The sequence below is a fragment of the Streptosporangium sp. NPDC006007 genome, from assembly GCF_040614315.1.
Classification (GTDB): Bacteria; Actinomycetota; Actinomycetes; order Streptosporangiales; family Streptosporangiaceae; genus Streptosporangium.
The window spans coordinates 43,387-57,576 of record NZ_JBEXUG010000017.1; the positions used below are offsets into that span (position 1 = coordinate 43,387).

At 70.5% G+C, this 14,190-nt stretch carries 10 protein-coding genes; 9 read left to right on the plus strand and 1 reads right to left on the minus strand.

Annotated elements, in window-relative coordinates; translation table 11 throughout:
- Positions 1–67: 67 nt before the first annotated feature.
- Positions 68–2,023, minus strand: a complete 1,956-nt coding sequence (locus tag ABZ194_RS15705; protein WP_355596603.1) for a hypothetical protein — start codon at positions 2,021–2,023, stop codon at positions 68–70.
- Between the two features lie 1,302 nt (positions 2,024–3,325).
- On the opposite strand from ABZ194_RS15705, the gene efeU reads away from it, so the two are divergent.
- From efeU to ABZ194_RS15750, 9 genes are all read left to right on the plus strand, one after another.
- Entirely contained in the window at positions 3,326–4,177 is an 852-nt protein-coding gene (gene efeU, locus ABZ194_RS15710; RefSeq protein WP_355596605.1) for an iron uptake transporter permease EfeU, read from the plus strand.
- 11 nt (positions 4,178–4,188) lie between these two features.
- Positions 4,189–5,331, plus strand: coding sequence for an iron uptake system protein EfeO (gene efeO / locus ABZ194_RS15715; RefSeq protein ID WP_355596607.1), 1,143 nt, complete (start codon positions 4,189–4,191; stop codon positions 5,329–5,331).
- 44 nt (positions 5,332–5,375) lie between these two features.
- Positions 5,376–6,641, plus strand: coding sequence for an iron uptake transporter deferrochelatase/peroxidase subunit (efeB, locus tag ABZ194_RS15720; protein ID WP_355596610.1), 1,266 nt, complete (start codon positions 5,376–5,378; stop codon positions 6,639–6,641).
- Positions 6,642–7,108: 467 nt separating this feature from the next.
- Positions 7,109–8,914: an ABC transporter substrate-binding protein gene (locus ABZ194_RS15725; RefSeq protein WP_355596612.1), complete on the plus strand. Its 1,806-nt coding sequence runs from the start codon at positions 7,109–7,111 to the stop codon at positions 8,912–8,914.
- 3 nt (positions 8,915–8,917) lie between these two features.
- The gene (locus tag ABZ194_RS15730) at positions 8,918–9,928 is read left to right on the plus strand and encodes an ABC transporter permease (protein WP_355596614.1); all 1,011 of its coding nucleotides are present in this window, start codon (positions 8,918–8,920) and stop codon (positions 9,926–9,928) included.
- 124 nt (positions 9,929–10,052) lie between these two features.
- Positions 10,053–10,955, plus strand: a complete 903-nt coding sequence (locus ABZ194_RS15735) for an ABC transporter permease (RefSeq protein WP_355596616.1) — start codon at positions 10,053–10,055, stop codon at positions 10,953–10,955.
- Between the two features lie 8 nt (positions 10,956–10,963).
- The gene (locus tag ABZ194_RS15740) at positions 10,964–12,169 is read left to right on the plus strand and encodes an ABC transporter ATP-binding protein (protein WP_355596618.1); all 1,206 of its coding nucleotides are present in this window, start codon (positions 10,964–10,966) and stop codon (positions 12,167–12,169) included.
- Complete coding sequence (locus ABZ194_RS15745; RefSeq protein WP_355596620.1) at positions 12,166–13,176, plus strand: ABC transporter ATP-binding protein; 1,011 nt, start codon at positions 12,166–12,168, stop codon at positions 13,174–13,176. Before ABZ194_RS15740 ends, ABZ194_RS15745 begins: the two co-directional genes overlap by 4 nt.
- Before the next feature lie 5 nt (positions 13,177–13,181).
- Positions 13,182–14,150: a GNAT family N-acetyltransferase gene (locus tag ABZ194_RS15750; RefSeq protein ID WP_355596622.1), complete on the plus strand. Its 969-nt coding sequence runs from the start codon at positions 13,182–13,184 to the stop codon at positions 14,148–14,150.
- Positions 14,151–14,190 lie beyond the last annotated feature (40 nt).

The following is a 14,190-nucleotide window of genomic DNA, read 5'->3' on the forward strand; positions in this document are numbered from 1 at the left end:
GGGCGACGCGAGGCTGGAAATACGGAAATGAGGTTCAGATGGGAAGAAAGGCCGCGAACGGGGTGAATCAGTTGGTGTGGGTGTTGGGGAGGTGGTCGCCCACGTGGCCGACCCAGATCTTGCCGGTCCCGCCGCCCGAGTCGTCGTGGAAGTGGATCCGGGGGGCCGGGCAACCCCCCTTGCGGATCTTGATGTGCGCCTCCATCATCACCTTGCCCGAGGGGTGCACCTCCGCCGGGACGGCGAAGGTCCGCCTCGTGCTGTACTTGCCGTTGGTGTTGACGGTCCGGGACTCGCTCATGGCGACCATGCCCGCCGGGATCGTGAGCCGTCCGGCGCTCCTGCACCAGTCGAAGAACCCGCCGGAGAAGCCCCCCGACGATCTGGCGCGCGCGAACGCGTCGAGGGCTCGCAGGGCGTCCCAGGTCTTGGAGGCCCAGGCCCGCGCCAGGGTGGGGTAGGTGAGGTCGAGTTTCGCCGCCTCGGTGTCGGTGTCGCCGATCTCCACGTGCGGGAGCGTCTCCCGCGCCATGTTCAGGGCGTCCATCAGGCTGGTCGGCTCGAAGGAGGGGGTGCCGGAGGAGAGCCCGAAGGCGGGCTGACCGGCCTCGGCCAGCCGTGCCTCCAGCCAGCGGACCCGTTCTTCGAGCTTGCGGGAGCTTCCGACGGCCTCGGTGTACTCCTGCTGGAGGATCTCGTGTTCGGTGCGGAGCCGGTCGATCTCACCTGCCAGCCGGTCGCTCTCGTCCTCCGCCTCGGCCAGCAGCCGGTCCCCGCTCTGCCGTACCACGATGAGATCGCGCAACCCGTCGACGTGCGCGCCGAGGGTGCGCATCTGGCGCAGGATCTTCCCGTTCTCCGAGCCGTTTCCCCCCGACGAGGCCGCGAGGTCGAGCGCCGCGTCCAGCTCCCCTCGCAGCTCCTTGATCACCATGTCTGCGACCGTTCCGGCGAGCGCCTCGGCGTCGAGGAGGGGGCGCTCGACGGCGGCGGGCTCCGGCTCCGGGGAGACGACGGGCTCCGCGGGCTCCGCGACATCTCCCGGGAGAGGGGCGTCGGGCACGGGATCGGGGCGCGGGGTCATCGCCATCATCCAGCGGCGCAGCCCCTCTCCGCCGGAGTCGGCCGCGGACGTCCTCGGGGCCACGGCCTTGGCGATGTCACCGGGCCTGGCCTTGCCCACCAGGACCCTGGAGACGACACGGTAGGTGCGCTGGACGTCCTCGGGGAGGGCTCGCCTGGCGGTCTCGCCGATGACGCCGCCCGCGGCCAGGTCGAGCGCCTGCCTGCCCTGCTTGCGGATCATCGGCCCTCCCATCGGGCGGTGCCGGTAGGGGTGGCTCTCGGCGCCCGGGGTGAACGGGGTCACATAGGTGCGAACCCCCCCGCCGAACACGCCGAGATCGGAGCCCACCGCCTCGTTGAAGCGGTTCTGGGCGTGCAGGTCGGCGAAGCGGACGACCACGCCGGCTCCGGCGACCACCCCGGCCAGATAGTCGGCCCTCGTCCTGGCCGCCTGCGGGTCCTGCGGGTCCACCGCCACGACGACCAGGGGGACGCGGCGGTTGCGCTCGGACAGCACCGGGAGCAGCCGGCGCACGCCGTCCTCGTCCACCTCGTCGGCTGCGTCCGTCAGGTGCACCGCCCCGTCGGTGACGCGCGCGGTGCGCAGGTAGGACTGGACGAACCCCGGGGCGTGCCCCGCGCCGGTCTCGCCGTCCTCCTCGACCGTGACGACCACCCACCCGGCCAGCCCGGGAACCCGCTCGGCGTAGGTGATCCGGGTGCGCAGCAGTCCTCCTTCGAGGGGTTCCTCCAGGAGGTACCGGCCGCACTCGCCGCCGTGCTCCATGCGGACCCGCACGCCGTCCTTCTCGAACTCCTGCGAAGCCCTGCCGGCCTCGGGCGGGGGAAGCCCCCTGCCGGTCAGCCAGTCTCCGAAGGTGCGGCAGAGCCGGGGCGAGATCGGCGCGGTTCCGTCGCGCAGGACCGCCTGGTAGAGGCGGTTCACATTCGAGGACATGGACACGCCATCCAGGGGGCCGGGCGCGGGGCCGGCCGGTGCGGACGGGCGGTGCGGGAGGCGGCGGGGCGGGGTGCCCCGGCGGGAGGGGGCGCCTCGACGCGGCGGGCGCGCCGTCCGCCGCCGGGTCTGGACCCGCGTCGGCCGCGCCGCGCCCGTGCTCCGGACGCGGGTCTTGAGGTGGAGCGTGACATGTGCCGGGCAGAGGACACAGTGGTCTCCAGATGTCGGGGAGAGTCATCAGATCACGAACGTGTACGCAGCGTCAGGGAATCGGATGATTGCCGTGGTCCCGTGGGACTCCCGTCCCGGACCCGGCCCCGTCCCGGCCCCGTCCCGGGATGCGGACGGTGCTCCGCGCCGGCGGTTCGGGGCCGTTTTCCGGTCCGCTCGTACGGTCGGAAGGAGCGTGAGGCGGAAACGATGATAAGCGCTGTTTTCCCCGTGCAGTGCTGTTTGTTTGCCCTTCCCTCAACCATTTCGCCGCTTTATATCATCACTTCTGGGTATCTCCTGGCTGCTGTCACTTCCGTGGCGGTAAGACGGATCCGAAGTAATTCGGAATTATAAAAGACATGGGAAACACATGCTTCCTCGCAAGGGTAGAGGGGCGTCAAGCCCGATCTTCAGCAAGCGCGTCGGAGCCTTGTCCGCCGCGGTGGTGACCGGCATCCTGATGGTGTCGTCGAGTCCGGCGCCGGTGAACGCCGTCGCCGGGCGGATGGAATTCGCCGGTTCGCGCCCGTCGTCCGGTGATCTCTCCTCGTTCCTTTCCTGCGTGGGGAACGACGGGTGCCGGTGGAGGTTCTGCGGGTGGTGGGGTTATCACCGCCACTGCAATGTGTTCGTCCCCAGGCACGCGCGCCACTGCGGGGGGCGGGGTCACTGCGACCACCGCTAAGAATGCAAATTCCCGATATCTCCGATATTTGGGACATTTTCAATATTTTTCTCCGGTGGATATGACGCCGCCGGTCCTGGTGGGTGCGGGATCGGCGAGGTCGACGACGGGGGCCGTGTCCGGTGCCGACCGGACACGGCCCCCGTCGCGGTCGTCCGGCCCCGTCATCCCGCGGGCTGTGCTCTCCCCGCCCCGCCCCGCCCCGCCGGGGCGACGGGCCGGGGTCTGTGCCGGGACGGGACGATCCCGGGCCGCCCTCCCCCCCCGCCGTCGGAACGCCGTAGGGAACATCACCATGCCGGTGACTCGACCTGGAGGCTCTGATAGAGCATCCTCGGGTGGAGAGTAAGGTTGCCCTGTCCTAAATTAGGTAAGCCTTTGCAGTCTTCCCGGGAGTCGCGGTGTTCGCCAGCTACCTCATCGGATTGCGAGAGGGACTCGAAGCGGCCCTCGTCGTCTCCGTTCTCGTCGCCTTCCTCGTCAAGAGCGATCGCGGGGACCGGCTGCCTCAGGTGTGGATGGGCGTCGGCGCCGCGGTGGTGCTGTCGATCGGGTTCGGCGCCCTGCTCACCTTCACCGCCGCGCACCTCGGCCACGGGCAGCAGGAACTGTTCGACGCGATCACCTCACTGCTGGCGACCGTCTTCGTCACCTGGATGATCTTCTGGATGCGCCGGGCGGCCCGCTCCCTCTCGGGTGAGCTGCGGGCCAGGCTGACCGACGCCGTGGAGATGGGCGCGGTGGCCGTGGTCGTCATGGCCTTCCTGGCCGTGGCGCGCGAGGGGCTGGAGACCGCCCTGCTGTTCTTCGCCTCCGTCCAGGGCGCGACCACCACGGCCAGCCCGTTGATCGGCATCAGCCTGGGGGTGCTCACCTCGATCGCGCTCGGCTGGGCGCTCTACCGCAGCGCGCTCCGCATCAACCTGACCAAATTCTTCACCTGGACCGGCCTGCTGCTGATCCTGATCGCCGCGGGCATCTTCAAGTACGGCGTGCACGACCTGCAGGAGGCCGGCATCCTGCCGGGCCTGACCGACTACGCCTTCGACATCAGCTCCGTCATGCCGGCCGACTCCTGGTACGGCACGCTGCTGTCCGGGATGTTCAACATCACCCCGCAGCCGAGCGTGCTGGAGACCGTCGCCTGGATCGGCTACGCGGTTCCCACCCTCTTCCTCTTCCTGCGCCCCCAGCGCAGACGTCCCAGCACCTCCCCCTCCCTCCCCGCCACCGACCCGCGCCCCGCGGCTTGAAACAGGACATCATGCGTACTTCCGTTGCCATCGCCGTAGGATTCCTCGCCCTCGCGGGACTGACCGCCTGCTCGGACGGCGGCGCCCCCGCCGCGAGTCAGGGGGCCACCTCGCCCGCCGCCGGCGGCCCGATCGCGGTGGCCGCCAGTGACACCGAGTGCAAGGTCGCGACCACCGAGGTCGCCGCCGGCACCTCCACCTTCACCATCACCAACGGCGGCGGCAAGGTGACGGAGTTCTACGTCTACGCCGCCGGTGACCGGGTCATGGGCGAGGTGGAGAACATCGTGCCCGGCCTGACCCGCGAGGTGATCGTGGAGCTGCCGGCCGGCGCCTACGAGACCGTCTGCAAGCCGGGTATGACCGGCCGGGGCATCCGCGGCCCGCTGAAGGTGACCGGCGAGCACAAGCCGCTCAGCGGCGACGCCAAGCTGGCCGCGGCGACCAAGGGCTACAAGCGCTACATCAAGTCCCAGAGCGACACCCTGCTGGTCAAGACCCAGGAGTTCGTGGACGCCGTCAAGGCGGGCGACCTGGCCAAGGCCAAGGCCCTCTACCCGGTCTCACGGACCTACTGGGAGCGGATCGAGCCGGTGGCGGAGATCTTCGGCGACCTGGACCCGGCGATCGACGCCCGGGAGAACGACGTGGCCGAGGGGGAGGAGTGGACCGGCTTCCACAAGCTGGAGAAGGACCTCTGGGTGACCAAGAACGTCAGCAAGGACGGCCCGATCGCCGACAGGCTGATGGCCGACGTCAAGACGATCGTGGAGAAGGCCAACGCCGCGGAGCTCTCCCCGATCCTGCTGGCCAACGGGGCCAAGGGCCTGCTCGACGAGGTCGCCTCCGGGAAGATCACCGGTGAGGAGGACCGCTACTCCCACACCGACCTGTGGGACTTCGACGCCAACCTGCAGGGTTCCAAGGCCGCGGTCCAGGCGCTCAGGCCCGTTCTGGAGGAGCGTGCCCCCGAGCTGGTCAAGACGCTGGACGAGAGGTTCGCCGCCACCGAGGCCGAGCTGGGCTCCCACCGGGCAGGCGACGGCTGGAAGCTCCACACCGAGCTTTCCAAGGACGACCTAAAGAAGCTGTCGGACTCCATCAACGCCCTGGCCGAGCCGATCAGCAAGATCGCCGCGGTTGTGGCCAAGTAGACGGCGGAGCATTCGGACCAGGCGAGCCGTACGGAGGAGAGCGCATGAGTGGGCGAATCAGCCGCAGGAAGTTGTTCGGGCTGGGCGCGGCGGGGGCGGCGGGGGCGGCGGCGGCCGGCGCCGGTGTGGTGGCGCTGCGGGCCGGAGGGGAGGACACCGCGTCCACCTCGGCCCACCTCACCTCGGCCTCCGACGCCGTGCCCTTCTACGGTGAGCATCAGGCGGGCATCGTCACCCCCGCCCAGGACCGGCTGCACTTCGTCGCCTTCGACGTCATCACCGACAAGAAGGCGGAGCTGGCCGAGCTGCTGCAGGAGTGGACCGCCGCCGCCGCCCGGATGACCCAGGGCAGGGACGCGGGCACCTTCGGCGCCGTCGGAGGGGTCCGCGAGGCCCCGCCGGACGACACCGGGGAGGCGCTCGGGCTGCCCGCCTCCGGGCTGACGCTGACGGTCGGTTTCGGCGGCTCGCTGTTCGACGGCCGGTTCGGCCTGGCGAGCCGGAAACCGGCGGCCCTGGCCGACCTGCCGAAGTTCCCCGGGGACGCCCTGCTGCCGGAGATCTCCGGCGGCGACATCTGCGTCCAGGCGTGCGCGCACGATCCGCAGGTCGCCGTGCACGCCATCCGCAACCTGGCCAGGATCGGCTTCGGACGGGTCTCGGTGCGCTGGTCCCAGCTCGGCTTCGGCCGTACCTCCTCCACCTCGCGTGCCCAGGCGACGCCCCGCAACCTGATGGGGTTCAAGGACGGCACCAACAACCTCAAACTTGAGGACGCCGCGCTGCTCAGGGACCAGCTCTGGGTGGGTGGCGACGGTCCCGGCTGGATGAGCGGCGGCAGTTACCTGGTCACCCGGAAGATCCGGATGACGGTCGAGACCTGGGACCGGGCCCCGCTGGCCGAGCAGGAGGAGATCTTCGGCCGGAACAAGGGCGAGGGCGCGCCGCTGGGCGCGAAGAAGGAGTTCGACCCGATCGACTTCGCGGCCAAGGACTCCGCGGGCGAGCCCGTCATCAAGGTCGACGCCCACGTCCGGCTCGCCCACCCCAGCAACAACGGGGGTGCCCGTCTGCTGCGCCGGGGTTACAACTACGTCGACGGGTCCGACGGCCTGGGCCGCCTGGACGCGGGGCTGTTCTTCATGGCCTACCAGCGCGACCCGCACCGCCAGTTCGTGCCCGTCCAGCGGGCCCTGGCGGGAAAGGACCTGCTCAACGAGTACATCAAGCACGTCTCCAGCGGTCTGTTCGCCTGCCCCGGCGGGGTCCGCGACGCCGGCGACTACTGGGGCAGGGCCCTGTTCACCTGATGTCGTCCGCCTGACGCCGCCTGGCCGGGGCGTCCGGCGTTCCCGCCCGTCCGGCGCCGCGCGGGCCGATGGGCCGATGGGCCGCCGGAAGCGCCGCCTCCGCCGGCCGGGGCACACGGCCGGCACGGCCGCCGTGTGATCACCGCGTCGCCGCGCCCCGGGCCCGCGTGATCACCGTGACGTCCTACCGGCGTGATCGCCGTGGTGCCGGGCCGGAAAAAATCTATCCGGACCGCCGGGGAGCCGGGGGCCGGCGGCGCCCGTCGGGCCGCTCAAGGCCGTGACCTGCGGGGATGCCGGGATTTCGATCTCATGCGCGGATGGCGCCAAACGACGCACAACGATCAATGAAGGAAAGTTACAGGACTCGTATATTACGTGGAGATAATTGACGTAGCTCCCCTGGGGATCGTAAGGTCCGGAGAACCCGGCTTCCAGTTTTGACAGACCCCCACATGGAGCGGTTAATGAAACGACTAGCAGCGGTAGTGGCGTCGCTCGGCCTCGCGACCGTCACGGCATGCGCCGGCGGCGCCGGAGACAGGGCCGCCGGGGGCGGCGGCACCTACACCACGATCGACGCGCTCAAGCCGGGGATCGACGCGAACGCGCCGATCAACCCGTACAACCCCAAGGGCAACGCCTTCCAGGGGTACAACTCCCAGTGGCTCGCGTGGACCAAGAACCACCTGACCGACCCCAACCAGTTCTACCCGGGCGTCGCGGAGAGCTGGGAGATCGCCCCGGACCAGTCGTCGATCACCATCAGGCTCCACCCGAACGGCAGATGGTCCGACGGCAAGCCGATCACCAGCGAGGACGTCAAGCTCTCGATCGCCCTGGCCTACACCCAGGGCGGTACGGCCTACGCCGTCGACCCGCGCGTCTCCGGCACGGCCGCCGACGTCGAGGTCGTCGACGACAGGACGATCAGGGTCACCCAGTCGGGGAAGAACCCGAGCTCCACCTTCGTGCGGGGCGTCATGGAGACCTTCGTCGTCCCGGCGCACATCTGGAAGGGCGTGCTGCCCGCCGACTTCTGGGACAAGCTGAAGACCGCCCGCGGCGACGGCCCTCAGGCCGAGGCGGCGCGGACCGAGGTCACCGGCCTCGCCGAGAAGGTCATCTCCTTCGCCCCGGCCAAGGACGTCTCCGCCGGTCCCTTCGTGCTGGAGCGGGTGAATCCGGGCGAGGCGCTGCTGGTGAAGAACAAGAACTTCCACAACGCGGCCAAGGTCGCCCCCGACCAGGTGAAGATCCTCGGCTACACCGGCAACGAGCGGATTTGGAACTACCTGATCGCCGGGAAGCTGGACAACGCGCCCTTCACCGCGGTCCCGACCGACGTGCTGAAGCGCATCGACCAGACTCCGGGCAACACCGTCGTCAGGGGATACACGCCGGTCGGCAACGCGCTGGCCTTCAACCAGTCGAAGAAGCCCTACGACAACGCGCACGTCCGCCGGGGGCTGGCCTACCTGATCAACCGTGAGCAGGTCACCAAGGTCGCCTCCCCGGAGGGCGGAGCCGCCGCGGTGACGACCTCGGGCCTGCACCAGAAGGCCGCGAAGGCGTGGCTGGGCGACTCCTTCGCCGCGCTGGAACCGTACGGGCTGGATCCCGCCAAGGCCGAGCGGGAGCTGAAGGCCGCGGGCATGCGCAAGCAGGGCGGCAAGTGGGCGATGCCGGACGGCAGCCCCTGGAAGCTGACCATCAGCGTGCCCGCGCCGTTCTCCGACTGGCTGGCCGGGGCCAAGGCCGTCACCAGCCAGCTCAACGACGCCGGGATCGACGCCGAGGTGGTCACCACCGCCGACTACCCCCTCTACCTGGAGGAGCTGGCGGCCGGTAAGTACGACGTCGGGTTCTGGCTGGTCGCGCTCGGCCCCGTGCCCTACAACATCTACCAGCGCCTGTACGGCGCGGCCAACGGCTGGCAGCTCTTCGGCGGCAGGCTCAAGCACGTCGCCCCCGGCACGGAGGGCAACTGGATGGGCGGCGCCGAGACCGTGAAGGTCGAGGGCGCCGGCAAGGTCAACCCCGGTGAGCTGGCCTTCAACCTCAACTCGGCCTCTCGTGCCGAACAGCAGAAAATCATCGCGACCCTCGCCAAGGTCGCCAACCAGGATCTTCCGGTGATTCAGATGTGGGACTACGTCAACACCCAGTTCGTCAACACCACGCGCTTCACGGGTTTCCCGCAGAACGACAGCGACGCGCTGCGGCTCACCTCCGGTGTCTGGCTGCAACTCGGCATGATCAAGAAGAAGTAGCGGATGATGGTCATCGCACGCCGGCTCGCCGGCCACCTGGCCCGAGGGCTCGTCATGATCCTGGTGGTCACCACGATCAGCTTCCTGATCATCAGGAACATCCCCGGTGATCCCATGCTCGCCCGTTACGAGAAGCTCGTCGAGCAGGGCATGTCGCCGGAGCAGGCCGAGCGCGCCACAGCGGTGCTCTACGGGTTCATGCCGAGCGGCACCATGTGGGAGCAGTACCTGGATTACATATCGGGCCTGTTCCGCCTCGACCTGGGCCAGTCGGTCAGCATCCCCGGCGCGGCGGTCACCGACGTGCTCGCCTCGGCGGCCAAGTGGACCCTGCTGCCGGTCCTGGTGGGCACCCTGCTGAGCTTCCTGGTCGGCATCATCGTGGGCGTCTACGCGGCGATCAGGCGGTCGGGCAGGCTGGGCGACGTCCTGGCCATCTCGGGCTCGCTCCTGCACGGCCTGCCGCAGTACGTCCTCGCGCTGCTGCTGGGCGCCGTCTTCACGACCCTGCTGCCGATCCTGCCCTCGGGGGGCACGGCGGACATCATGTTCGAGCCGGGCTTCAACGCCGCCTACATCGGCTCGCTGATCCAGCACGCCACGCTGCCGATCGCGACCTACGCGCTGGCCTCCTACGGAGGCTGGATCCTGGCGATGAAGTCCAGCGTGGTCAGCGTGCTCGGCGACGACTTCATCCTCGCCGCCGAACTGCGCGGGCTCAAACGCGGGATCATCTTCCGCTACGTGGCCCGGAACGCGATCCTGCCGCTGTTCACCATCCTCGCGCTCTCGCTGGGCCTGCTCTTCGGCGGCGCGATCTTCATCGAGCGGATCTTCAACTATCCGGGACTGGGACTGCTGCTCATCGACAGCATCACCAGCCGCGACTACGCGCTGATGGGCGGGGCCTTCCTGCTGATCACCGTGGCGATCGTCATCGCCAACATCGCGGCCGACCTGCTCTACACCGCGATCGACCCGCGGGTGCGCTCAGGAGAGGGGACCTCCGCATGACCGGGCACACGACCCGACACATGACCGGGCACCCGGCCGGGCACCCGGATGGGCGCATGGCCGCCTTGAGCGAGACGACAGGCGGGGACGGTGTCCCCGCCGCGGAGACGGGGGAGGAGACCCGGTGACCGCACCGATCATCGCCGTGAGCGGCTCCCGCGCGACCCTGCGGCGCAACTTCTGGCGCGGCGTCTGGCGGGTGCTGAAGCGCAAGCCCAGCCGGATGCTGGGCGTGGCCATCATGGCCCTGTTCGCGTTCATGGGCGTCTTCGGCCCGATGCTCTATCCCGAGCGGCTGCCGCGCGACGACAGCGCGCTCTACGCCCCGCTGAGCTGGAAACACCCCTTCGGCACCGACTTCGAGGGTACCGACGTGCTCGCCCTGGTGATCACCGGATCGCGGTATGTGCTGCTGACCGGGCTGGTCACCGCGGTCATCACGGTCGCGCTCGGCACCGGGATCGGGCTGTTCGCCGGCTTCCGGCGCGGGCGCTGGGACACCGTGCTCATGCGGATCACCGACATGAAGCTGACCATCCCCGGTCTGCCGCTGCTGCTGATCCTGTCCACCGTGTGGAAGTTCAGCAGCGCGGTCGAGATGGGGCTGGTGCTCGGGCTGCTCGGCTGGGGCGGTGTGGCGCGGGCCGTACGGGCCCAGACCCTGTCCCTGCGCGAGCGCGGGTTCATCGAGGCGGCGAGGGGTCTGGGGCTGTCCACCACGCACATCGTCGGCAGGGAACTGCTGCCGAGCATGGCGCCCTTCATCGCGATGAACATGCTCATCGCGGTGACCGGCGCGGTGTACGCGCAGGTGGGGCTCTTCTTCCTGGGCGTGCTGCCGTTCGAGGCCAACAACTGGGGTGTGATGCTCAACCTCGCCGTGTTCGGGGGCGGCGCGTTGACGACGACCTCGGCACTGCCGTACCTGATGGCGCCGCTGCTGGCGATCCTGCTGCTCACCTTGGGCATCGTGCTCGTCGTCGACGCCATGGACGAGATCTTCAACCCCCGGTTGCGTGAGGAGTAGGGGCGCCCATGACATCCGAGAAGGTAGCCGTGACCGCTGAGAGCACCGTTAAGGGCACCGCGGGGAGAACCGCGCCGGGAGTGCGGGTCAGCGGCCTGTCCGTCGTCTACCGGACACCGGCCGGGGAGCTTCCCGCCGTCTCCGGGATCGACCTTGAGCTCGTGCCGGGCTCGATCACCGGGGTGGTCGGCGAGTCGGGCTCCGGCAAGTCGACCCTGGCGCTGTCGCTGCTCAACGCCGTCCAGCCGCCCGGCAGGATCAGCGCGGGCAGTGTGGAGATCGACGGTCTCGGCGACGTCGTGAGGCTGACGGGGGAGGCGCTGCGCAAGGCCAGGGGGCGGCACATCGGCTATGTCTTCCAGGCCGCGCAGAACTCCCTCAACCCGCTGAAGACGATCGGCAAACAACTGCTCGACCTGGGCCGCTCGCACGACGTGGCGGACCTGCGCGGACTCGTCAGGGAGGCCAGGGACCTGCTCGGCCGGATGGGCATGGACGGAGCCCGCGTGCTCGACTCCCACCAGCACGAGCTGTCCGGCGGCATGCGCCAGCGGGTCGGCATCATGTTCGCGCTGGTGCTCAACGCCCACCTCGTGGTGCTGGACGAGCCCACCACCGCGCTCGACATGATCACCCAGGCGACGATCCTGCGGATCGTCCGCGAGGTGCACGAGGAGCGCGGGCTCACCACGCTGGTCATCACCCACGACCTCGGCGTGGTGGCCGAGGTCGCCGACCGGCTGGCCGTCATGTACGGCGGGCGCGTCGTCGAGCAGGGCCCGACCGCCCAGGTGCTCGGCGCTCCCCGGCACCCGTACACCCGGGGCCTGCTCCAGGCCATACCGCGCCTGGTCGGCGACATCGGCGAGGCCACGGCCCTGCCGGGCCGCCCGCCGACGCTGGGCACGATCCCGGCCGAGGGGTGCGTGTTCCGGGAGCGCTGCGTCCTGCGGACGGACGTCTGCGAGACCGAGGATCCGCCGGTGCTCTCCCAGGGGGAGTCGCTGGTGGCCTGCCACGCCGTCGCGGCAAAGGCCCGCCGCGACGGACCGGCGACCGCCGCGCGGACCTGGGAGCCCGGGGACGTGTGGGCGATCGACGAGATACCGGGCGCGGGGGGATCTGACGAGGAGAGACGGGACGAGGGGATACGGGCGGCCGGGGGAGTACCGCAGGTCGCCGGGGTACGGAGAGGACAGGGGGGACAGGCGTGATCACGGGCAGAGGTGTCACCAAGACCTTCCGGCAGCGGGGCGGAGTGCTCGCCGGCCGGGAGGTGAAGGCGCTGCGCGGCGTCGACTTCGCCATCGAGAAGGGCGGGGCGGCCTCCTTCATCGGCGAGTCCGGCTGTGGCAAGACGACGCTGGGCCGGATCATCGCCGGGCTGGAGCCCCACGACTCCGGTGAGATCGTCATCGACGGCACCGCCATGTCCTCGCTCCGGCCGAGGCAGCGGCAACCGTACTTCCGCCGCATCCAGCTCATCCACCAGGACCCCTACTCGGCGCTCAACCCCACCCGCACGGTGCACCAGACGCTGAACGCGCCGTTGACGCTGCGGGCGGGGCAGACCCGCCGGCCGAGGTCGTGGGTGGACGAGCGGGCCGGGGAACTGCTCTCCCTGGTCGGCCTCGACCCGGGTTACGTGCTGCCGCGCTATCCGCACCAGCTCTCCGGCGGGATGCGCCAGCGGGTGGTCATCGCCCGCGCGCTCACCGTGGACCCCGAGATGCTCGTCGCCGACGAGGCCGTCTCCATGATCGACGTATCACTGCGGCTGGGCATCCTGGCGCTGCTGAAGGACCTGCGCGAGCGGCTCGGGGTGAGCGTGCTGTTCATCACCCACGACGTGGCGACCGCGCGCTACATCGGCGCGGACGGCGAGCTCTACGTCATCTACCGGGGGCAGGTCGTCGAACGGGGGCCGGTGGAGACGATCATCTCCGACCCGGTCCACCCCTACACCCAGTCGCTGCTGTCGGCCATTCCGGTGCTGCACGGCCTGGAGCGGCCCGGAGAGCAGGTGGTGGTGCCGACCGAGGCGCTCGACGAGAGCCACCGCGACACGGGCTGCCTGTTCGCGCGGCGCTGCCCGTTCGGCACCGAGCGCTGCCTGACCGAGGAGCCGCTGCTCGGCCACGGCGGGGGCACGCCCCAGGAGCACGCCTGCCACCACCCCATGAGCCGCAGCGTCGTCGCCATGCCGGTCGGCGGGGGGTGACGGGCTTGAGCGGCGGAACCGGGGGAGGCGGCACGGGCGGCGAGAACGGAGGGGGTGACACGATGGGCGCGCCGGGTCTGTCGGGCACGACGGGTCCGGCGACGTCGCCGGGGGTCCGTGAGGCCGTCGCCGCGGACGCGACGGCGCTCGGCGAGGTCGCGCGGGCCGCGCTCACCCTGGACGCCGCGCAGGCGTCGCCGCTGGTGGCCCGCCTCGCGCAGCCGCCTCCGGGGCGCCGGTGGACGGCGCTGGTGAGCGGCGACCTCGACGGCGTGCTGTTCGCCTCGATGTCGGAGAAGGACGGATCCCTCGGCCACATCGACCTGCTCGCGGTGGTCCCCGGGGCCCGGGGGGAGGGGCGGGGCCGCGCGCTGGTCGCCGCGGCCGAGGAGTGGCTGCGCGCGGAGGGGGCGACGGAGGCCCGGTTCGCCGGCAACCCGCCCTGCTACGCCTGGCCGGGCATCGACGTGCGCTACACGCCCGCGGCCTGCCTGGCCGAGGAGCTCGGCTACCAGCGGTACAGAACCGCATGGAACATGACCGTCGATCTCACCGCCGACCTGTCGGTCCAGGCCGACCTGGTACGGCTGGCGGCCGCCGGTGTCACCGTGCACGCGGCCGGCCGCGAGGAGCGGGACGCCGTGGCCGCCTTCGTCCGCAGACAGTGGAACGGCAACTGGGCCTGGGAGGCCGAGCAGGCGACCGGCTGCCACTACGCCTCCCGTGACGGTGAGATCCTCGGCTTCGCCGCGTGGGGCGCCAGGCCCGCCTGGTTCGGTCCGATGGGCACCGCCCCGGCGGCCCGCGGGCTCGGCGTGGGCCGGGTGCTGCTGTGCCGCTGCCTGGCCGAGCAGCGGGCGGCGGGCCTGACGAGCGCGCAGATCTCCTGGGTGGGGCCTCTCGGCTTCTACTCCCGGGCGGTCGGCGCGCGCGCCGAACGGGTCTTCTGGCTCTACCGCAGGGAGCTGCGGTGACGGGCCGGGCGGCGGAGCCGGCCACACCCGACGAAAGATA

Bases quoted from the DNA above. Each gene is read 5' to 3' on its own strand.
- ABZ194_RS15705 (WP_355596603.1), bottom strand. From the start codon at position 2,023: ATGTCCTCGAATGTGAACCGCCTCTACCAGGCGGTCCTGCGCGACGGA.
- efeO (WP_355596607.1), top strand. From the start codon at position 4,189: ATGCGTACTTCCGTTGCCATCGCCGTAGGATTCCTCGCCCTCGCGGGA.
- efeB (WP_355596610.1), top strand. From the start codon at position 5,376: ATGAGTGGGCGAATCAGCCGCAGGAAGTTGTTCGGGCTGGGCGCGGCG.
- ABZ194_RS15725 (WP_355596612.1), top strand. From the start codon at position 7,109: ATGAAACGACTAGCAGCGGTAGTGGCGTCGCTCGGCCTCGCGACCGTC.
- ABZ194_RS15730 (WP_355596614.1), top strand. From the start codon at position 8,918: ATGATGGTCATCGCACGCCGGCTCGCCGGCCACCTGGCCCGAGGGCTC.
- ABZ194_RS15740 (WP_355596618.1), top strand. From the start codon at position 10,964: ATGACATCCGAGAAGGTAGCCGTGACCGCTGAGAGCACCGTTAAGGGC.